The organism is Sporofaciens sp. JLR.KK001 (assembly GCF_036941055.1).
Classification (GTDB): Bacteria; Bacillota; Clostridia; order Lachnospirales; family Lachnospiraceae; genus Sporofaciens.
This window is the reverse complement of sequence record NZ_JAYMNO010000001.1, coordinates 476,896-498,350: the sequence shown is the minus strand read 5'-3', so window position 1 is coordinate 498,350 and position 21,455 is coordinate 476,896. Positions and strand designations below refer to the sequence as shown.

The following is a 21,455-nucleotide window of genomic DNA, read 5'->3' as shown; positions in this document are numbered from 1 at the left end:
CCCTCCTCTACTGATACAGTTCACGGCGTTTCTTGATCGTGCGGAATATCAGATTGATCACCGTAAGTGTCACCACTACCGTGATAACCGATAAACTCGCCGCCCTGCCTACATTGGAACCGCTGAACAGCGCCTTGTAAATATAATACGTCAATGTATAGGTCTTCTGTCCCGGTCCTCCTGACGTAGTCGTGAGGATCAGACCGAATTCCTTCACAAGGAAGATCAGACCCAGCATCAGCGCCACCTGCATATGGTTGAATATCATAGGAAGCTTGATCTTGAAGGTCATCTCGAACCAGTTGCATCCGTCCAGATTCGCACGCTCCAGCACTTCTTCCGGGATTCCCTGCAGACCTCCCAGAAGAACAAGCACGAAGAACGGCATCCATTGCCATACGAACAAGAACACCAACAGAGGTCTGGAATAATAGCTGACAAAATCAATCGCTTTTATTCCCAGCATATCGGCGATCGTTCCTACCCACCCGTAGTTCGTATTCAATATCGTCGTCTTCCAGAGTACGCCTGTGGTGGTCGTCATGACGAAGAACGGGCTTAAGATCAATGTCCGCGAAAGCGTCTTCCCCGGCACATCGCAGTCCAGCATCAGCGCGATCAGATAGCCGAATACCATGCACAGGACCAGCGCCGAACCAATCAGTACGATCGTCTGCAGACAGATGATATAGAATTCCGAATCTGTCAGGTAATATTTGAAATTTTTTATACCAACGAATTTTATCCCCTGGTCGGGACGCAGGATATTCCACCTGAGCGTCGAAAAGATAATCGTGAGGATAAATGGTATCTGTGTGGCAATCGCCACGATTATACATGCAGGCGCAACAAAAGTGCGTTCTATATTTTTATTCATAAGCTTCATTCCATTCTTATTTTAGATAAGGGGCGGCTGTCAGCCGCCCCTGTGAATTTTCAAGGCTTATTTGTTACTCCTTGTAGCCACCTTCTTCTGCAACTTCTTCGAATACCTTCTGTGTCTCTTTGATCGCTTCGTCCAATGTCATCTCATCCGTTACAAACGCCGCAAGATTCTCTGTCATCTTGTCGCCGGCTTCTACGAATTCCGGAATTGCAATGTACTGCAGGCCGACATATGGAACGTCGTCTTTACATGGATGGTTGAAATCAACACTGTTCAGCGCTTCGATCGTCGGCTGTGCATATGGGAATTCCTTGTACTCATCCAGTTCATAGGTTGACTCTCTGACACCTGACGGTGTTGCAGATCCGCTTGGGTCTACTTCAAGACTTAAGGCCACATAATCCTTAGAGCATGCCCATACCATGAAATCAAATGCAGCCTGCTTCTTCTCGTCGGTCGTATTCGGGTTCATGTTCATACCCCAGTTCCACAGCCAGCCTGACGGAGACTGTACATATCCAACCTTACCCTTGATCTTGGAATCCTCTGCCTCAAGATTCGGGCCGTTGGAGGTCGCATCATACCAAATACCGCATTTACCAGAGTTCATCAAACTGATACATTCATTGTAGGTATATGTAATAATATCATCCTGTCCTGCGTCACGGAGAATCTTCTTATACATCTCCCATGCAGCTCTCTGTTCTTTTGTATCTACCGTTGCATTCCAATCCATATCATAGAACTTGCCGCCCATGGCATTGATCATCGTCACGAACGGAGCGCCGCTCATGCCCCAGCCAGGTGCACCGCGCATCGTCATACCGGTGATTCCGGCTTCCTCGTCGTCTACCGCCACTGCGATCTCATAGATATCGTCCCATGTCGGATTGTCCGGCATCTCAACGTTGGCATTCGCCAAAAGTTCCTTATTGTACATGAAGAAGCTTGCCTCGCCAAAGAACGGAAGCGCATACAAGTCGCCTGTCTTCGGATCAGATACGGAATCCAGGATACTTGGGAAGTAATCATCAAGATCCAGGGATGCCTTCTGCTCATCCGTCATCTTATCAATATACGGCTGCAGGTTCTCTGCCCATCCATAATTGATCCAGTAGTTCGCCTCATAAGGACCTGTAAAATACACGTCATATGTAGTTCCGCCTGTGGAAGCCTCCAGATTCGCTTTCTCACGAAGATCATTCTCTGGAAGGATCGCGAAATCGATCGTCACACCTTCCGCCTCATAATACTCTTCCGTGAGATCGGCAAGCTTAGAACAGATCGGATTGTTCAGCATTGCGATAGATACGGTGACACCATCTCCGGATGCTCCCTCTTCTGATCCCTCTTCTGTCTCTGTTCCCTGGGAATCTGATCCGGCGTCTGACCCGGAATCAGAACTTGAGCATGCCGCCAGGCTGCCGCACATAGCTGCCACTAAGAGAAGCGATACTAACCTTTTTTTCATAATCTTTACCTCCTGTTTTCTGATGCTTTATAAATAATCTGCCAACTATCCACCATTGCATCGGGGCCGTAACAGTTCAGACAAGCTGCCCTGTTACATGCAAAAATCCATTTAAAATCGCTTCGCGATGGGATTTTTGCATTCCTGAATCATGTTCTCACGGTCAGCGCAGCAAGTGCGCAGACCTGTCTGTACCGTTACCGGATCCTACTTTACAGTTGATGAAACATGGCAGAATATTTCCTCTTCCTGATTAAAATGTAAATGCTACTTTGACGGATCCTGCTCCGCTGCCGCTCTGTTCAAAAGCCGCCTCGTAATCGCAAAGCTCGAATCTATGAGTCACGACTCCATCTGACTTGAGCTCACCCGAATACAGCCCGCGGATCGTCTCGGGGAAACATCCATAGCTTAAGCTTACTCCATGCATATCGAGCTCTTTCCCGTCTCCGATCACGCTCCAGTCACAGGTCACCGGTTCCAAGAACAGGCTGAATTCGATAAAACGCCCTGCCTTCCGAATGATCTCAAGCCCCTGCTTCACACTGGACGGATGGCCGGTTGCCTCTATGTATACGTCACACCCGTATCCTTTGGTCAGTTCCATAATCACCGCCTCAAGATCTTCCTTCGCCGGATTGACCACCCTGTCACATCCGAATTCCTCTGCCATCTTAAGTCTCTCGTCATTAAGATCCAAGGCAATCAGGCACCTGGGGTTCTTCCTCCTTGCCGCGGTGATCATTCCAAGCCCAAGGCATCCTGCCCCTGAGATCACCACGATATCGTCCGCTTCGATCTTCGCTCTGTCTACCGCGTGCATAGAACACGCATAAGGTTCGATCAGAAGCGCCTGTTCAAGCGGCATATCCTCCGGTATCTTATATATCAGCGATTCCTTCGTAAGCTTCGCATATTCTGCAAAACCGCCGTTCAGATAATTCTTGAAGCCATATACATTGTGCGGTGCACACAGATGATACTTCCCTTCACGGCAATACCTGCAAGTTCCGCAGGGAGCAATCTGCTCTACCGCTACCCGGTCGCCGACCTTGAATTCCTTATCGGCAATCCCGTATGTCTCTTTCTTGTCAATATCTTCCCCTATCTCAACAATATGTCCTACAAATTCATGTCCGCCGATCGCCGGCACTTCCAGATACGGCGGCTTCTTCCCGTCTCCCCAGAATACGCTGCCTCCTTTAAATGCCTTCAGATCACCGGCACAGATTCCGCAGCCTTCTACTTTTATGATGATCTCCCCTGATCCTGCCCTGGGAATCTCCACCTCTTCATAACGGTAATCATGTGCACCGTATGTAACCAATGCTCTCATCTTTGAGCTCATATTTTCTCTCCTTCCCTGTACAGTAAAAAACTGTTTTTACATTTCATCTTGAGTATCTGACATTTTCTGGAAAGAAATTTTATTTCAAATTATACGCATAAATATCCTGTTAATGTAAATATTTGCCATATTTTTACTTTGTTCACTCATATTATTGTGCTTTTTATATAGTATATTATAAAATATTATTTCATAATGTCAATACTTTTTTATAAAAAATGTAAAATCATTTTATTCGCCGTCACTGAAAGTAATATTATTTCACACAAATCAAGTGGCAATCGACTTTCTGATATGCTCCTGCTCCAGTTCATTGATCCTCCGAACCTTTGGAACGGAACTGCTGCCCGCGAAATCACACTCCAGCCAGATATCCACCAGATATTTAGCCAACTCCACTCCTATGACTCTTTCTCCCATACACATAATCTGCGCGTCATTGCTTTTGCGCGATCTCTCTGCTGAAAACGGGTCATGGCATACCGCCGCACGGACACCCGGCACCTTATTGGCACAGATCGCCATACCGATCCCCGTGCCGCACATCAATATTCCCCGTTCATATTCCCCCGAGGCAACCGCATCTGCAACAGAATACGCCACATCCGGATATAGAACTACTTCTCCCTCCCGTGCGCCGAAATCCTGATACTCGATACCTTTGTTATCCAGATGTCTCATGATCTCAATTTTCAATCCATATGCCGCCTCATCACATCCAACCGCAAGTCTCATATCCTTCCCCCTTCCGCATCCTTCAGCAGTTCATCGATCCCGTCCGCCAATGCGCACAAGATGATACAGCAGGACACCGCGCCCGCATCCGGTACTTCTCTGGAGCGCTCTCCCAGTCTGCTGGAACGTCCGTATCTTGCAATAAGCCCTATTGTTGAATCTCTCCCTTCCTCTGCCTTTATTTTCATCCGGATCAGCGCCTCCCCAAGCGGAACACCTTCTTTGACTGAGCTTTTAAGGCTTGCAACAGCCGGAGCAAGGGTATCTACCATCGTCTTGTCGCCCACTCTGGCTTCCACGATCTCATAGAGTCCACATAACCCTGCCTCCAACATCTGTGCCAGTTCCTCTGTTCCAATCTCTTCCTTTCCTTCCCCAGCTTCCGATGCATCCATAAACAAAGTTCCATATATAGGCCCCATCGAACCGCCTATCTCATTGAACAGAATCTCCCCAAGCTCTCCAAGCCCTTGGACAAATCCAATATCTCTATCCTTGATCCGTTCTTCAAATACACGGAACCCCTTGTTCATATTCATGCCGTGGTCCCCGTCTCCGATCAGGCCGTCCACTTCGCCAAGATAAGCTTTCTTCTCCTGGATTGCTTTTGCCATCTTCAATAGGACTGATTTCCCCTGTGCATTCTCAAATATATCCATACTCATTCCTCCGCCTTTTCTACTATATTGTGCACTGCACAGAATACGCTATAGCTGCTTCAAGCCTGCCGTATTGACCGGAAGGTCCAATAACTCCTTCAACTGCTCATCCAACTTCATCACGGTCAGAGTTACCCCCATCATATCCAGCGAAGTAAAGTAATTACCGACATAGGACTTATATACCCGAATCCCCGTCTCTCCCAGAATCCGTTCCACCTCGTTATACAATACATATAGTTCCATCACCGGCGTCGCTCCAAGCCCGGACACAAGCACAGCCGTCTCGTCTCCTGACGCAAACGGATAATCCGGCACTATAATATCCAGCATCCGGCCTGCCATCTGCTTCGCCGTCTCAAGCGGACACACCTCGATCCCCGGCTCGCCATGATGCCCGATCCCAACCTCCATCGTACCCGGCCGAATCTCAAAATTAGGTCTCCAACACCTCCGGTTCCTTGACGTCACCGCTCGCCCGGAAATGCCGGATTCCCAGATGATTCAACGCACCCCCGGCAGCAAGCATTGCCACCATCCCCGGCCAGTCCGGGTTCAGATTCGCCGCCAGAAGAAACGGGCCTTTCCCGTTCTGCGCAACGATCGCTGAAAAATTCGGAAACGCGAAAACTCCATAAGACAGAATCGTTCCGTCCACGCCCTGATCCCGCAGATATTCCGCCTGTTCTTTTGCCGACCTGACGCTATTGACCAGCTTCTTAGCTTCTATCACTTCCACCTGTCCTGAAGCCCTTAATGCCGCTGCAATTGCATCCACCTGATCCTGAACTACACCTTTTAGCTGCTCATGCACCTCCAGATCTCCGTCAGATAACCCAACAATACCCAAAACCGGTTTCTTACTCATCCTTTCATTACCTCCATTTCGCTTCCCATAACTGCCTGAAATGATCAATATCTTCTTTTGGCAGCGGCACCTGCTTTCCAAGCATATTTGCAAAAAACATCGTTTTCGTGATTGCCTCTGCAGCCTCCACCTTATTCATGGCATCCGTGACCGTCTCGCCCACTGCCAGTACACCATGATTCCCCAGCAGAACAATATCCGCATGGGCAAATATTTCTTCCGCTCCGTGCAGGATCTCTTCCGTCCCCGGCCGTCCGTACGGTATGATCTCGAAGGTATCAAAATTCCCCATCATCTCCGGATAAGCATCCGTCGTGACCGGAATATTGCATATCGCATGCGCCGTCATGAATGTCGGATGACAGTGCACAACTCCGCCGATGTTATCCCGAAGCGTATACGTCATCCTATGCATCGGCAGTTCCGATGTGGGCTTACAATTCCCTCCGATCTGATTCCCCTTGGCATCAATAACGGCAATCATCTCTTCTGTCAACAGCGCTTTATTCCTGGTTGTCGGTGTAATGTAGATCTTGTCTCCCTCCCTGGCTGAGATATTTCCTTCGAATGTATTGACCAGATTCTTCTCGTCCAGGCGTCTCGCCACACTCATCACTTCTTTGATCAATTCTCTGTTCATTTTGCCACCTCTTTCTGCGATTATATGTTCGAACTAACAGCATGAACTGATTATAATCTTTCAATCAAACACCGTCTATACTTTGAATGTTCGGTTGATTTTTTACAATTTTCATTCTATAATTCTCTATAGCTATATTTATCACACATTTTCCGCAATATCTGCACAGGATTAAGATTGCATGGCAGGAGGATAAAACATATGAACATAGAACAACGGCGCATGCGCATTTACAATCTGATAAAAGTGAAAAGGGAAGTAATTGTTGCCGAACTGGCTGATTATTTCGCGGTATCTACGATGACGATACGGCGTGATCTGGATTCATTGGAGAATTCCGGCCTTATCCACAGAGAATATGGTAAGGCATTGCTTGTAGATGACACGGTAAATGAGACTAACTTCCATTCGCGGTCACAGAACAATCACTCTGCTAAAATGCAGATCGCCGCAATTGCCGCCCGTCACATGAAGAATGTCTCATCCATCTATATCGACGGCAGCTCCACGGCTTACGAATTCATACGGGCCCTGCCGCCGGACCGGCGTCTCACGGTCTTCACGAACAGCGCGATCGCCCTTCAATATCTAAGCGGATTCCCGAGTATTAATGTATTCGTCATGGGCGGGTTACTCGCCCGTGATAATAATACACTGGATTCTGAGATTACGGCTAATATTGCCAAGAATATCTTCGTCGATGCAACGGTTATCTCCTGCAGCGGCTTCTCCGCGCGCGGATTTTTTAACGATGGTATCACCGGTTCTCAGATCAAAAAAATAATGCTGGAAAATTCCCAGCATAATTATCTGTTAGCGGATTACAGCAAATTCAACTCTCAAGGGGTATTCCTGATCAACACTTGGGACGCGGTCGACACTTTGATCTGTGACCGGGCGTTCGATGATGAGACGAAGAAGAAGATCACTGACTGCGGAGTAGATGTGATATTGGGCAGCGATCATGTGTAACCAGACTTATTTATTATCTGGTTCAATATTCTCCCACCCCAAACGCAAAAAATCTTCTCATTCGTATCAATCAAGACTTTCATATTTCTCCTCCATGGCTTCTCGCAGTTCCTTTTTATAATCTCTGTCGTACAAACCCATTCTTCGAAAATGCTGAATATTCTCATATGCTCTCTGAGCTTTTGTAAGATCTGCTTCCTCTTTAGCCGCAGACAGTCCTTCAATTCCCCGTAATATACTAACTACATAATATATTTTATCATCAGACATATTTTTAATCATCTCAATCGCTTGTTCCTGCATAACGGTCATAATATCGTCCTCCTTGTTCAAAAAAAGCTGAAATTCTTTATCTTCAAAGAATCTCAGCTTCTTGCTCAGTGACTCCAAGGGGAATCGAACCCCTGATTCCAGCGTGAGAGGCTAGCGTCTTGACCGCTTGACCATGGAGCCATATTATTGTCCTTCCGTATCTCGGACTCGTTTAGTATAGCAAACATCCGACAAATATGCAAGTACTTTTTTGTTTTTTTACAAAATTTTTTCCACCTGTACGGTTGCAATCCGGAAATTCAGTTTTATGCAATTTATTGCAATAAAACTGAATCTCCGGATTAGCAACCTACTCATTAATGAGCAAAAAACGGCTGCGTTAGCAGACGTAAGAGTGCGTCAGCACGGTTTTGCGAATGGATGAGTAGGTTGGAGCATCCTTGGATGATCCAACCGTACAGGTGGATTTTTTTCCATTCCTCATATACAGGGCAAAAGCCTGCACTTCTGCCCTGTACATTCGGACGATTATCTTATCTATCCTCTTCTTTTCTTATAGCAGACCATACCGCCCGCCATACCCGCTCCGGCAAGAAGCAGAATCCACCAGAACATCCATCCGGCATCGTCTCCGGTCTTCACCTTCTTCCCTGGCTTCGTATTCCCGGCTGCCATGCTGCCGTCTCCTGGTCTCTCCTCCCCGGGTGTCCCGTTACTGCCCGCTCCGTCTCCGCCTGACACCCCCGGATCTCCAGGCTTCGTTCCGCCCGGATTCTCATCCGGCACCGGGTCCTTTACGACCTGGACCTCCACCTGGGCTTCCAGTCCGCCTGCCGTTCTGACCACCACCGTACAGGTTCCCTTCTTCACTCCGGTCAGGACGCCGTTCTCATCCACTCTGGCAATACTTTCATCCAGACTCTCATAGGTAAGCGTCTCGAATTCCTTCGCATCCAGCGGGTCTGTCCGCACCATGATGCTCTTCTTCTGCCGTATGCCAAGCTTCTTCGTCTTCTCGGCATTCAGGCTCAGCGCTTCCGGCTGCTGCTCTACCGGCAGATAATCTAACATGGCGCATCTCATATTCTGACCGTCGGTTCCATACGCCTCGTAGATTGCCGCCCCTACGGATGCCGTGCGGTATTCTCCTTTGGTGAAATATTCCGGCCCCACAGACACTTCAAATACCGCCTGCTCACTCTCCTGCGGTTCAAGAGCCGGTATCTCACAGGTTCCAAGCGGAGTATCTTGTACCTGATCTTCCTCTCCAAGCTCTATATGGGATAAGACAAGTGTTGTCTCCCCAGACGGCGCATTGCCGCTGTTCCTGATATTCGCGGTCACCTGATACCTGGCCGGCGAAGACGCATCCGCATAATGCAGCGGCTCATAATGGATACTCTCAATATCCAGGCTTGCACCCGAGTAGATGCTCTGCAAGACCGCCGGATTCCCGTCTGCTCTGTACACATTCGATTCTGTCTGCCCTCTTGGTACACTTAAGGACAAGTCCGTCCGCCCGTTAAAATCCTCCGGGACCGTATAACAGAACACAACCTCCGTCTCTTCTCCCGCCGCCAGGGCCGGTACACTCGCTTTGGCCCCTTCCTGCGCGATTGGCGCGCCATTTGCCAGCAAATGCACTTCACTTCCCTCAAGACGATGCACACCTTCATTCCTCACCTTGCCGGTGACGGTGACCGTTTCTCCTGCCCGGGGATACAGATTGGACACGTGAAGCCCGATATTCTCCAACTGATTCTTATCCGCCGCCTGATCTTCTTCCGTCTGATCGCCCGGGGCCGCCGCCAGCTCCGCATAATCAACGGCTGACGGCTTCGCGCCAAGCTTCACGCTTCGCAGGCAGACGGCGCTGCTTCCGTCATCTGCCGCCTCCGAATCCACTACCGTCTCCCGATACAAGGCCTGCAGATTCCCCGCCGCATCCACGGCCGGAGAAATCGCCTGGATATATCGGCTCCCCGTTGTTGTGAATACTGTACTGCCTTTCCCCCAGGTGTAAGCCCCGCCTCCGGCTTGTTCCAGTACCGACATCCGGACCCTCGTTCCCGTCTCCATGCCTTCCGTCCACAGCGCGTAAGTCTTCCCGTCTTCGCCTTTTATTAGTGTGAAATTCTCCATATTGCCGGCATAAGCATTGACCATAGACGCGATCCCTGCCCCGGCAGATTGCCTGCGCCCTGTCGCTTCGTCTTCCGGAATCCCTGCAAGAACCTCCGCTGCATCTGCCGCCGCCATCCGGCCTTCCTGCTTCCACATCAGCATTCCGTCCATAAGCTTCGGATTGCCATGGTAAAGACTGCTATCCTCCGTCACCTCACACTCTGCATCTGCTGCATATCCGTTCTGACTCTGATGCGCAAGGCTCGTCAGATAGATGTGGTTCTCGCTGCCTTCTTCCGCGTCATTTAAGATTCCTGCCTGTTCTCCTTCCGTTACATGGTAAACGCAGACCGGACGTCCATCCACCAGGTCCAGATCCGCCGTCTTCAGAACCTTTCCGGCTCCGCCTTCTGCCAGGATCACACTCTTCGTAAATGCCGTATCCGGATCTGCCAATGAATCGGCCCCCACCGGCAGACTGGTACATGCAAGCACAGAATTGCTCCGCGACAGATCGGCCAGGGTATGTTCTCCCGTCATCCCTTCCAACCCAAGATTCCGGTAGAGCACCACAACTTCCCCGGCATTCTCATCATACACCGCATCCATCACGATCCCGGATACGATATTCTCGTCCTCATCTTCCTTCACCAGGGACTTATATACCATACGCCCCGGATCCGTCTCCGCCTTCCCGCTGTCATAGACCGCCGCTTTGATCACCGTCCGCATATCCGCAAGGCTTAAGGAATCCTTCTTATCTCCGTAGAGGACACTGTTCCAGAGGATGACATATTTACCGTCTCCGATACCCGTAACACACGGATGGAAATTCACGCTGTCACCGTTCGCTCCCGCCTTCTCCTTCGGCTCTATACTATGGAAGATCTTGCCGTCTGCATCGCTCTCGTATCTTCCCGCCGCACTGTCATATACCGCATAACTCAGCACCGCTTTCCCGGCTGCATCGCCCCCAAGCCCGCTCACCAAGCTTCCGTCCACCGTGGCGAGAACCATATATTTCCCGCCTTCCAGCGGATACAGCTTCGGTCTTGAGAACTCGTACGCATCAGAGATCAATGCCCCGCCGTTCCCTACGCTTCCCGGATCTACACTCTGATGATACTCGGCAGGCATTCTAAACTTCAGCTCACCAAGCTTCGCTCTCTGCATCTGACTATTGGCCGCCTCCAGTATCTTCTGCTCTGCCGTCTCCTGTGCCTGCCGATCTGCCGCCGTCTCTCCATTCGCCACGGCGTTCGGGTCATCTGCATCATCCTCACCCGGCAGATAGGGATTGGTATCAAACATGGTCAGATTCGCCGCCTTATAAGAGAAGGTCCTCCCGATCAGAAGCGCCTCTATCCTGCAGTCCACCGTCAGTGACAGTTTCCCGTTCCCGTAACCGAAATCAATCCAGTCGAAGGTCATCTTCCCCGTGCCTCCGCCGGAAACACTTAAGAGCCCATTGACCCCGGCACCTACCGCAAGCCCGATAGACAGGAATACGTTGAAATCATTGCCCGGCTTATAGCTCGACTTCGTTGGATCGTGCATATTGCGCACATCCACATAACCCGCCTCGTCAGACGGCATCACCTGCAGCATGTCGGAGAACCCGCCGCTTACCGTGAGGCTCACGAACATGGGGAAGCCCTCTATCGTAAAGGGCATGTTAAATGTATAGCTTGTATTGAACCCGACCGACATCCACGCCCCGACACACAGAAGATGGGACTGATAATCGATCTCCGCATTATATAAGGCAAGCTGCACCGATACAGAGAAATTCACCGCCAGGACCGACTTCTTAAGCGCCTGCTTTCCGGCAAGCTTCTGCTCCTGCGTCGCCTTGGGCGACATCATCTGCAGCCCGTTCTTCCACAGGTTCGCATAGCCCTGCCAGCCTGTAAGCGCAAACCCGGTGTCCTTCTTAAGGAAATTCTTCGCGGCGCCGAAATTCAGCCCGATCGTCATATAAGTAATATTTCCGCTCTTGCTGGTCGTGAGGATCGGCTTGATCCCCTTCACGCTGAACAGGAAATACATATTGCCAAGTACCGGAATATTGCAATCCACATCCCCCGTATCCGGTATGTAAGAGGCATCGTCGAACTCCGCGATCACAACGGAATATCCGGTATTCACCTCTCCGTAGCTGGTCTGGGCTGCCACATTCCCCTCTTCGTCATAGGTGCGGTTCACCATCTCCACCCAGATCTGATCCCCCTGTTCTGCCAGCATTCCAAGCGCAGCCGACCACAGATATTCCGATCCGTTGTGCTCTCCGGCAACCGCTTCGCCCTTGGGGGTTCCGTCCGCACTCTTAAGCTGGAACAAAACGTCGGTGACCTCCTGGCCCGCCGCCTCGACCGTAGCGCCAAGGATACAGCCGTCCGTCTCATTTTCCAGGTAAATGACGTCGCCGTTCTGCACCGTTCCGTCATAGTCGAAATACCGCACGTTCGTAACCCTCGGCCCCTCATAATAATAGGACAGCTTCATCTCCTGACGAAGACTTCCTCCCTTACTGCCGCCGATCGCCACCTCCTGGATATAATTCCTGTTATTCGCCGTGACCAGAGCCGTGTACGTCTCATCCGGGCGCGCCTTCAGGGTAAATACTTCCGTACTCCCGTCTTCCCGGGTAATCCGCTCTTCCCCCTCCAGCGAGACATTTGCACTCAGAAGCGGCGTGTACATCTCCGACTTCGCGTCCGGCTGATGCAGGACGTCTCCCCCCTGCATATAGACATCCGCCACCACGCTATATTCCTGCCCCGCGTCACATTTCTCGAATTCCAGGCTTACATGGTTGTCCGTAAGAAGCACCGGGAACTGCACCCGGTAGTAGAACCTGCTGCCGTAATAGGTCTTCGTCTGCCCCGACGCCACATCGCGGTAGGACCATTTCGCCCGGTATCCGTCAGCCGGCTTAGCCGCGAATGCCGCAACGGAATTGCAGTCATATTTCCCGTCATATTCCTCCACCGTGCAGGAATCCCCATTCAGATTCTTCGGTTTCCCCGGGAAGTCTCCGTGAGACGCCCCCGACACATTCAGAAGGAGCCTGGCATTCCGGTTTGACACCATAGGCGTCACGGCATAATAACCGGCCGACACCTCGGTGCTCCACTGGGGATCCGTATAATACAGCGGATTCGTCTGGGCAGCCTCCTTACTTGCACCAGAGCAGACCTGGTATGCACTGAAATGATAATCTCCCATATATGCCTTGTTCTCTGTCACACGGAACGCCATCGTGTCGCCATGGGCATAGTAAGGGGAATTCCAGGTAACCGTGGCGATCTCGATCCCATTGTCCTTATACACCGCGCGGCAGTTTCCCATATCGATCTCCGCATTGACCGTATCCATCCCCATCGCCGCAAAGTCCTGCCTGAGCACCTCCACCTGCGACGTCTCCCGTTCGAACACGGGGCGGATCGTGAATGTGTCGTCCGAGATCCTAGTGGAATACTTCTGAATCAGCTCTGAACTCAGGGTAAATACCGGACTCTCCGTCTTCTCAGAATAAAATACCTTGTTATTGCCGTCCAGCAGCTCATAGCCCGTATAATGCGCCGACTCGTCCATCAAGCTATAACTGATCGTATAGGTCTCATCCCGATAAGCCGTATCTATCGTGCTTCCGGACACCGACGAATCCGATGTCAGCGTAAGCTTCAGATCCCCGGCCGGGGCATTCTCCACTCCGTTCTGGATCACGGCGGCCGGACTCAGGATCTTCAATTTATAGCCCTGCTTCACCAGCGCCAGATGTCCCTTATTCCCGTCAAATTCCTGGTTATACAGATTATAACCGATATGGCCGAGCCCGCCGTGCTGCTCTGCCGTGATATATATATGATACTCCCCCGTCCTCGAAACCGACGCATTGTGAATCCCCTGCCCGGTCAGGCTGACCGTGTCCATACGCGCCCCGTAACGGTTGGATTCAATCTGGCCAAGCGCCGTCTTGTTCTCGCAATAATCGGTGTTCGACGCGTAGACATCCAGATGGTCGCCCATGATCGTCCCCACCTGATAGCTCGCTGACAGGCGGATCGCCTTGATCCCCGTAAGATCATAGCTCTGTCTGGTCATGATCGACGCGCTCCGGTTACTCCCGTCGCCGATCCCCGTATCGAAGCTAAGCTCATAACGCTCCCCGTTATCCTTAGAGTCAAATGTGAAGCCGCCTACGGTGGATGCGCCCTTCTCGAACTCCGACATCGGTATATCCACCAGTTCTCTGGAACTCTTAAATGCCGCCCCCTTTGATGCCGCCTGATAGGTAATCTCCGCTTCCGACTGCGCCGCCCTCAGGGTAAATGTCTTTTCTCCCTGCGCATCGGAGGCGATCAGCGGGATATGGACCCGCTGTCTGGACACTCCCGGGGAGAAGGTAAGCTGCGTGCTCTTCAGGATATAGTCTTCCCCGTTCACAGCCGTCTGATCCTCCGCCTCCAGCATATACGCACTGTATCCCGCCGTGTTCCCCGTCCTCTTCACGAGCACCGTCACATAGCCGTCCACAACCTCGGCTGAGTCTTCCACGATGGATATCTCCGGCTCTTCCACCTCTCTCGTCTCCATAAGCGTAACCGCCGTACTGGTATTCTCACCCTTCTTAAGGTCCCCCTCACACTCCAGCACCATAAGCTGAAGCTCCTTATTTCCCACTGCCTGCTCCGGCACCTTCGCGCGGATCCGGATCTCCTTCTCCTGCTCTCCTTCGTCGAATTCCATCTCGAAGACCGCAGAGGCGATCTTTCGGATCTCTTCTTCATTCATCCCGTCCCCGGATAAGTCTGATGCACCATTTTGTCCCGGTTCGTCAGGCGCCTGTGCATTCCCGGCTCCGGTATCCTGATTCCCGGCAGTCTCTCCCTGTCTTCCTGCCGACTCGTCCTGCATAACGTTCGTCCCCGGATAGACATCATAGATGACGCCTCTTCCGTCAAGGATCCGGTTCGCCTTCCCCGGCACCGCCGTTTTATCTGTCAGGATCTCATAGTCCTCCCCATATCCGGCAGACAGATCCAGAACTGCCAGCGTTACCTTCTGCCTGGCCGCCGCATTTCCCTGGCGGAATATATGATAGACCAGTTCCTCGCCCATGTTGACGGACACGCCGCTCAGCGGGAATGTCACTGCCCCCGACGTGTATGCGGCCGCACTCTCACTGTCCAATAATGCCTTCTCCTGTTCTTCCAGATTATACGGCAGAACTTCTCTGTAAACCTCCTCGGCCTTCGCCGGAACCGCCGGAACGGCACACGCAAGCATCACCGCCGCAAGTCCCCCGGCAACAACGCGGGTCATCCGCCTTCTCATCATACTTTCCCACCTTCTTCTACCTATATTCTTATCGTCTCCGGCACCGCATACGATACCTCCTGCCGATCTCGGTCATAAGGACGGCTGCTGCCATCACAAACAGGATCCCCGGAAGAACCGGAACGGCATCCCCTGTATCGGCAGCTTTGCTCTTGCCGCCCTTATCCGCGCCGCCCGATACCACATCATCAAAGGACGGTCCGCCGCCCGAACCACCGGAACCGTTCGATCCCGGATCATTGCCCGAACCATTGGGATCGTCTGCTCCCGGATCACTGCCCGGACCATTGGGATCGTCTGTTCCCGGATCATCCCCGGATGGACGTCCCGGCTTATGAGGCTTCCTCATATCCACATTCTCCGCTATTCCGTCCTGAATCCGGTAATTCTGCCCCGCATCTCCGACAAACACCGCCTTAAAATCATAGATCCGGCTCTCCGGCACATGGATCTCCTCCCAGAATGTCCACTCTCCGTCAATTTCCACAATCTGGATATCCTCTGCCGCTACCGTATATTCCTCCATACCGTGAACCCGCATATAGATCGTCACCGTACCGTTCGGATCATCAAAAACTCCCGGAAGCCGCCCGCGAAGCGTCACCTTCTGCGCATTCACATCCTTCTTATACACGGACAATTCTATCCTGGCTTCTGTCTGCGTGATCACAAGGACGCTCCTTCCCGCCGCCCCGAGATAATGCTCCGTCTCCGGCAGATAGGCAAATACCTGATACGTTCCTGTATCTACAGGTTCCTCGTGAAGCACACGCCGGTTCTCCTGATCCACATACACATATGATACCGGCAGTTCTTCCTCAATGCGCTGATCCTGCGACATCGGCACCGCCTGTATTCCCTGGGGGCTGCCGTCGTAAACCACGGTCCTGTCCTCCATAGCCAACGTGACAGGCGCCTTCAATATCCGGATACATACCACGGACACCGCTCCGTTATACTGCTCATCGCCTGCCTTTACCGCCATGACAAATGCCGTACCCACATCCAGGATCTCTACCGTGCCCTCCGGTGTCACGGACACTGCGCCCGGCGTGCTGATATTCTCCATAAGGCGGTAAGTAACCGCTCCGCTTCCCGGCGCTTCTGACTCGTCAGCCCGGACATCGAAGGCTTCGCATCCATACATCATTCGCAGTAAATGCTGCTCGAACTCTATATGCTGGGGCAGCTTATCCATATCAATCTCTGTAAGTTCTCCCGGCTGTATCTTATAATTCTGCTTAACACCCTCTGTATATACCGCCTTGAAATCATAGATTCCGTCAAGTCCCACGCTGACCTTCGCCGTGAAGCCATAAGCACCGTTCTCTTCCGTAACGGCAAGATCTCCGGTAACCTCCCGGTATTCTCCGGCATTCTGTCCGTCTTCTGCATGCTCCCGCATTAGGATCCTGACGGTCCCTGTCGGTGCATCGAAGACTCCCGGCAGCTTCCCGCGGATCGTCACGATATTATCCGCCTGATTCTTATCGATCACGGTCACCCGCAGGCTGATCGCGGCAGGCGCCTTCTCCACCGTCACGGTATATAATTCGGACTTCTCGATATAATTCCCGGTATCCGGGATTACCGTTACCCTGCAGTAATAGACCCCTGCGTCCGTCACCCCGGTATGGGCCGCTCCCATATCGCCGCTGCCGCCATTTCCCGGCGCCGGCTGGGTGCACGCCTTATCCGTAAAATACTCGTAACGGATCTCGCCCGCAGGCGCCGGCATATTCTGCACTCCCTTAAGCCAGACCTCGTCCAGTACCGCCGGCTGTCCGTCGTAGACCTTCGTCTTATCCCTGCCTATGATCTGCGGCTCGGAGGGGAGTACCGTCAGCGGCACCGCGGCAACAGCCGTCTGGTAATTCACTGCCGTATCCGCATCCGGCGTAAAGCGGACATTTACCTCATAAGTACCGGCATCCATCCTGGTTTGGCAGATCTCACCTTCCGGCAGGAATGCCCCGCTTAATTCTTCCGCCTCTACGCCTGTCGCCAGACCTTCCGCCTCCGACAGGTATCCCATCTCTCCGTAAGTAATATCACTGAGCCTGACATCCGACAGTACCGGAACCGCCTTCTCTACGGTCAACTTCTGAACCGGGCTCTTCGCCGCCTGATAATTATCCCGTTCGGCAAGCCATGCCTGGACATAATAAGTTCCTGCATTCACCGGCGGTTCGATCTCTTCTGCCGCCTCCGGATCGCTGAAGAAATGATATCGGATAAACGGAATGGACTCTGCCATAATATCCTTGCCGGTTTCCGTCTGTACCGTAAGCCCCTGGATCGTCGGAGTCTTCCCGCTGTAGACCGCAGTCTGTTCGGGGATTGCGACATTCACCTGCGCCTTCCGGATCACAAGAAGCACCCTCTCGCTTACCGCCGCCTTATAATCACCCGCGCTCCCTTTCACCGCCCAGCCGTAATAGATCCCGGCGTCCGTGGGATTCTGAATGAATTCCTGTCCGCCGCCGCCCTGCCGATGCCAAATCACAGACGGGCGATACATAACGGCCGTTTCCGCCGTCACGCTCTCATTCTCCACCCCTGTGATAACCGGCGGATCTAAGAGAATCGGCTCTCCGGTGTACACTGCCTGTTTCCCCTGCATCTTCACAGTGCATCCCGCCTGCTCTATGGTAAGCTTCTTCGGTGAACCCTGACTCTCCGTGGATAATGCGGACGTATAGTTGCCGTCTGCTGCCACAGACGCCGTCACCTCGTAGACGCCTGCATGAACCGGGGCGTCGGGGCTGTTGATCTGTTCGGCTGCTGCGGCGCCGGTTGGTTCGGCTGCTGCCGTATCGGCCTGGCTGTCTCCATTTTCATTGACAGGCACGCTGCCGATATAGGTATATTGATAACTTACCGCCCCTGTCACATCCGTCCCGTTCGGAATCCCACTGTCCAGAACCGCAGGCTCTAAGGTCTGCGGATGCCCGTTGTAGGTTACGGTCTTATTGGATATGGCGATCGCAGGCTTCGCCTGATTGATCACCAGCGGGAAAGAAGTCTCGCACTCCAGCAGATTCCTTGTTGCCGGAACAGTAACCTTCATGGTATATGTGCCTGCATGAACCGGAGGCAGCTCAGAATCATAACTCCCTTCAATATAAGAATTTCCGGTATATCGAATATCTGAAATATCTGTAACATCCCCTGCCTTCTCTTCTCCCACCGGTTCCCTCTTGATACGACGGGTTTGAGGAAGTCCATTATACGTCAGCTCAGTCTCATCAATTAGAGAAATATTTTGTTCAACCTTTGACACGGTACAGTGGTATGTAACATAATAATGCGTTGTATCCGCTGCATTTCTAGTCATTACAGTTACATAAGCCGTCGCAGATACGGAACCTGCATTTAAAGGTGTAAATGTCATAGTTCTGTTATTATTCCCTGTTTCCATCTTTGCGACATCATTCACACTCTGATCCGGCATCACCCACTGTACGGCAGAAACATTTGCACCGGGTAGAATGCTGTCTTGAAGCGCCGCTTCTACATTCTCTGTACAGCCTCCGCCGCCATATGCCAAATATACTTCCTTCTCTATCTCTACGGATGAGGTATCAACTTCTAATTGATCCTCACTAATAGAATAATTATCGATATGATTACCCGCGTTATCTGTTACAGGCATATAAGATGCTGTAATCTTAACCTTCTCATCCGCAAAGGATACACCTCCGTCTCCATATTGGATAGATGCATAGTATCCGTTGCCTTCTTTCCGGATCCCTCCTATATCAATCTGCTTCGTCTCACCGCCATCCGTCCAGGAGAGCTGTACCGTTCCCTTTGGTCCTTCCGCCACCGCATTCGTCACATAGACCCGATACTCCTTCGCTCCCTCCGCCCCGGTAAGTGCGCTTACCGGCACCTGCAGAAGCCCTGCCTGTCTTGGCTCAATCGTAATCTTAGAAGCGTTGTCTGCCGTAGTTTTCACATAATTGTAATTCCCCTGCGCTGCCGCCGATGCCAGCACATAATACACGCCCCGATCCACCGGCGGACCGGCAAGCTTACTCTCTTTCTCACATCCTTCACTCGTAAAATATTCATAGGTGATCTTCTGACCGGTATTCTCTCCGTCGATCCCTGCCGCGAACGCTCCTTCCATCACAACCGGCTCGCCGCTGTAGGTGACTGTCTTGTCAGCACCCTTCTGGATCGTCGGCGTTGCCGGAACAACCGAAACCATTCCCTTTCCTTCCGCTTCGGCATAGTTGACCGCATACCGGTCGGCAGGCGTAAACTTCACATCCGCCTTATTGGTTCCCGCATTTGGCTTCTGATTTCCGTCCTTCCATGCAAATGTTCCGCTGATCTTGGACTTGCTCACTCCTTCCGCAGTACCGGTCACCGTCGATTTCGACAACGGATCCCCGTATGTAATCTGTGTTCCCCGCACATTGGAAAGCACCGGCACCGCCTTCTCGATCGTTAAGATTGCCGGTCTGCTCTCCGCCGAGAGGTAATGCGCATCCTGCCTCATCGTCGCCACCACATAATAAATCCCCGCGTCTATGGGCGGACCGTCTATCTCTTCCTGAAGCCCCCACTGCGTCACATCCCCCAATGCCTTATAATAAGTATAAGTAATCGTTCCCGTGGGCGCCGGGTGTCCCTCCGGGTACTTGATTTCCGGAGGATCAATGGTCACATTCCGGTTATTATAGGTCACCGTCTTATCCTGGAGAACCACCTCTGCCTTCAGGATCACATGAAGCTGCATCCAGAAATACGCCGTGCCAAGCTTCTGTGAGATGTCATATTTATCCGGAGAATACAGCGCTTCCACCGGATAGGTGCCCGCGACCTGGTTCTGGCTCTCGCACATCCGGTATTCATAATGTGAGAACTGGTACGGCCCTTTGTATTTGGAATTCGGCGTATAATCGAAGGTGATCACATCCCCGATATGCGTGGCCTTATTCTTCTTGAAACTTCCGATCACTTCCTTCTTGCCATTCTCCTCAACCTGAAGCTGGAAGGAATCAGACCCATCCCCGCCCGTAACCGGAGTCACCGACACAGCGCTGTCTTCCGGGACAACCTGTGAGATATCCACGGTGACCTTCCTCTGCTCGAAGATCGGTTCCACATAGATATCACCAAGACTTTTTATCGCCTTACCTCTCTCAAGATCCTGTATCAGCGCAGCGTCCAGCGTGAAGCTGGATTCTGTCTCGCCGCCCTCGATCCATTTCGTATAGAGAAGATTCTTCCGATCCCTGTCACTGTAGAAACGATACCCCTTAAGCTTGCAGTTATTGGCATCCGCCAGCGTATACTGTACCGTCACACGCTCATCCCGGTAAATGTCCCCCTGACTCCCGGGATCATAAGATTTCCCGTCCTCCAGGCGCATCTTCAGATTAGAGAAGGCGACATACTCCTTCTCGGAACCATTCTCCAACACCTGCTTAGGGTACTCCGGCTGAAGAAGCGCGATACGATGCTTCTTCAAGATCAATGTAAGACCTCCCTGGAACTCTCCGGATCTGCTCTCATTGTCAAAATAAAGCCTTGCGTCATGCATCTGCCACTCATGTGCCAGTCCGAAGAATACATAAGAACTCCCATACTTCGCTTTGATATTCGTACTCCGATCCCGAAAATCCTTAGAATACACATTCTGAGTAACCCGAACCACCAGATTATTGAAATACCACACCGTACCGTTTCCGTCCAGGGTGCCGTTGTTAATATCACCGATATCCATCCTGTGATAGTATTTGTACGGACTCGTATTTATGTACAAAAGGAACTTATCATTACTGGTCTGCTGCGTGTACATGTAAGTCTCCACCTTGTCCACATCCGTCATCTCGTAAGATTGTCCGCTCCTGTAGGTAACTCCGATATTATTCCGGTCCGTGAATGAATTCTTGAACCACATCTTGTACTTCGTCTTCTCACTATTGTCCGGCTCCATCCCGGAGTTATTATTCGTCTTCTCCACACATACAAACGTATCAAGGTCAATGTTCACCCTTCCGCGTACCTTCGCAAGATCAGCCGCCTCTGTGCTGGTGATACTAAGCATCATGCCGGCCATTGCCGCGCAGATCAGCAATACACTATACAATCTCTTCATAACACATTTTCCTTCCTATAC

General features: G+C 51.6%; 11 protein-coding genes, 1 tRNA gene and 1 pseudogene. 1 reads left to right on the top strand and 12 read right to left on the bottom strand.

The genetic code is table 11. The annotated features are described in order from the left end of the window. Positions 1-7: 7 nt before the first annotated feature. The 8 genes and pseudogenes from VSQ62_RS02630 to VSQ62_RS02595 all read right to left on the bottom strand — a co-directional run bounded on the left by VSQ62_RS02630 (position 8) and on the right by VSQ62_RS02595 (position 6,607). The gene (locus tag VSQ62_RS02630) at positions 8-877 is read right to left on the bottom strand and encodes a carbohydrate ABC transporter permease (protein ID WP_334633046.1); all 870 of its coding nucleotides are present in this window, start codon (positions 875-877) and stop codon (positions 8-10) included. Positions 878-950: 73 nt separating this feature from the next. Continuing rightward, positions 951-2,357, bottom strand: a complete 1,407-nt coding sequence (locus VSQ62_RS02625; protein WP_334633045.1) for an ABC transporter substrate-binding protein — start codon at positions 2,355-2,357, stop codon at positions 951-953. Between the two features lie 253 nt (positions 2,358-2,610). Beyond that, positions 2,611-3,705 (bottom strand): alcohol dehydrogenase catalytic domain-containing protein, encoded by a 1,095-nt coding sequence (locus VSQ62_RS02620; RefSeq protein ID WP_334633044.1) that lies wholly within the window; start codon positions 3,703-3,705, stop codon positions 2,611-2,613. 270 nt (positions 3,706-3,975) lie between these two features. After that, on the bottom strand, positions 3,976-4,440 hold the full coding sequence (rpiB, locus tag VSQ62_RS02615; RefSeq protein WP_334633043.1) for a ribose 5-phosphate isomerase B: 465 nt from the start codon (positions 4,438-4,440) through the stop codon (positions 3,976-3,978). Then, the gene (gene dhaL, locus VSQ62_RS02610) at positions 4,437-5,099 is read right to left on the bottom strand and encodes a dihydroxyacetone kinase subunit DhaL (protein WP_334633042.1); all 663 of its coding nucleotides are present in this window, start codon (positions 5,097-5,099) and stop codon (positions 4,437-4,439) included. The genes rpiB and dhaL overlap by 4 nt, the downstream gene beginning before the upstream one ends. A 48-nt stretch (positions 5,100-5,147) precedes the next feature. Then, positions 5,148-5,540: pseudogene (locus tag VSQ62_RS02605) on the bottom strand (dihydroxyacetone kinase subunit DhaK); the annotation flags it as partial. Continuing rightward, the gene (locus VSQ62_RS02600) at positions 5,536-5,967 is read right to left on the bottom strand and encodes a hypothetical protein (RefSeq protein ID WP_334633041.1); all 432 of its coding nucleotides are present in this window, start codon (positions 5,965-5,967) and stop codon (positions 5,536-5,538) included. The pseudogene VSQ62_RS02605 and the gene VSQ62_RS02600, both read right to left, overlap by 5 nt. A 7-nt stretch (positions 5,968-5,974) precedes the next feature. Then, the gene (locus VSQ62_RS02595) at positions 5,975-6,607 is read right to left on the bottom strand and encodes a class II aldolase/adducin family protein (protein WP_334633039.1); all 633 of its coding nucleotides are present in this window, start codon (positions 6,605-6,607) and stop codon (positions 5,975-5,977) included. A gap of 201 nt (positions 6,608-6,808) precedes the next feature. On the opposite strand from VSQ62_RS02595, the gene VSQ62_RS02590 reads away from it, so the two are divergent. Continuing rightward, positions 6,809-7,579 carry a DeoR/GlpR family DNA-binding transcription regulator gene (locus VSQ62_RS02590; protein WP_334633038.1) on the top strand — a complete coding sequence of 257 codons (771 nt, stop codon included), beginning with the start codon at positions 6,809-6,811 and terminating at the stop codon, positions 7,577-7,579. A 66-nt stretch (positions 7,580-7,645) separates the two neighbouring features. Here the strand turns inward: VSQ62_RS02590 and VSQ62_RS02585 are convergent, their stop codons facing one another. From VSQ62_RS02585 to VSQ62_RS02570, 4 genes are all read right to left on the bottom strand, one after another. Beyond that, entirely contained in the window at positions 7,646-7,891 is a 246-nt protein-coding gene (locus VSQ62_RS02585) for a dihydrodipicolinate reductase (protein WP_334633037.1), read from the bottom strand. 69 nt (positions 7,892-7,960) lie between these two features. Beyond that, positions 7,961-8,032 (bottom strand) — tRNA-Glu (locus VSQ62_RS02580). A gap of 357 nt (positions 8,033-8,389) precedes the next feature. Next, entirely contained in the window at positions 8,390-15,319 is a 6,930-nt protein-coding gene (locus tag VSQ62_RS02575) for a CARDB domain-containing protein (protein ID WP_334633036.1), read from the bottom strand. 28 nt (positions 15,320-15,347) lie between these two features. Beyond that, positions 15,348-21,434 (bottom strand): hypothetical protein, encoded by a 6,087-nt coding sequence (locus tag VSQ62_RS02570; protein WP_334633035.1) that lies wholly within the window; start codon positions 21,432-21,434, stop codon positions 15,348-15,350. Positions 21,435-21,455 lie beyond the last annotated feature (21 nt).

Bases quoted from the DNA above. Each gene is read 5' to 3' on its own strand.
- VSQ62_RS02600 (WP_334633041.1), bottom strand. From the start codon at position 5,967: ATGAGTAAGAAACCGGTTTTGGGTATTGTTGGGTTATCTGACGGAGAT.
- VSQ62_RS02575 (WP_334633036.1), bottom strand. From the start codon at position 15,319: ATGATGAGAAGGCGGATGACCCGCGTTGTTGCCGGGGGACTTGCGGCG.
- VSQ62_RS02585 (WP_334633037.1), bottom strand. From the start codon at position 7,891: ATGACCGTTATGCAGGAACAAGCGATTGAGATGATTAAAAATATGTCT.
- dhaL (WP_334633042.1), bottom strand. From the start codon at position 5,099: ATGGATATATTTGAGAATGCACAGGGGAAATCAGTCCTATTGAAGATG.
- VSQ62_RS02620 (WP_334633044.1), bottom strand. From the start codon at position 3,705: ATGAGCTCAAAGATGAGAGCATTGGTTACATACGGTGCACATGATTAC.
- rpiB (WP_334633043.1), bottom strand. From the start codon at position 4,440: ATGAGACTTGCGGTTGGATGTGATGAGGCGGCATATGGATTGAAAATT.
- VSQ62_RS02625 (WP_334633045.1), bottom strand. From the start codon at position 2,357: ATGAAAAAAAGGTTAGTATCGCTTCTCTTAGTGGCAGCTATGTGCGGC.
- VSQ62_RS02595 (WP_334633039.1), bottom strand. From the start codon at position 6,607: ATGAACAGAGAATTGATCAAAGAAGTGATGAGTGTGGCGAGACGCCTG.
- VSQ62_RS02570 (WP_334633035.1), bottom strand. From the start codon at position 21,434: ATGAAGAGATTGTATAGTGTATTGCTGATCTGCGCGGCAATGGCCGGC.
- VSQ62_RS02630 (WP_334633046.1), bottom strand. From the start codon at position 877: ATGAATAAAAATATAGAACGCACTTTTGTTGCGCCTGCATGTATAATC.
- VSQ62_RS02590 (WP_334633038.1), top strand. From the start codon at position 6,809: ATGAACATAGAACAACGGCGCATGCGCATTTACAATCTGATAAAAGTG.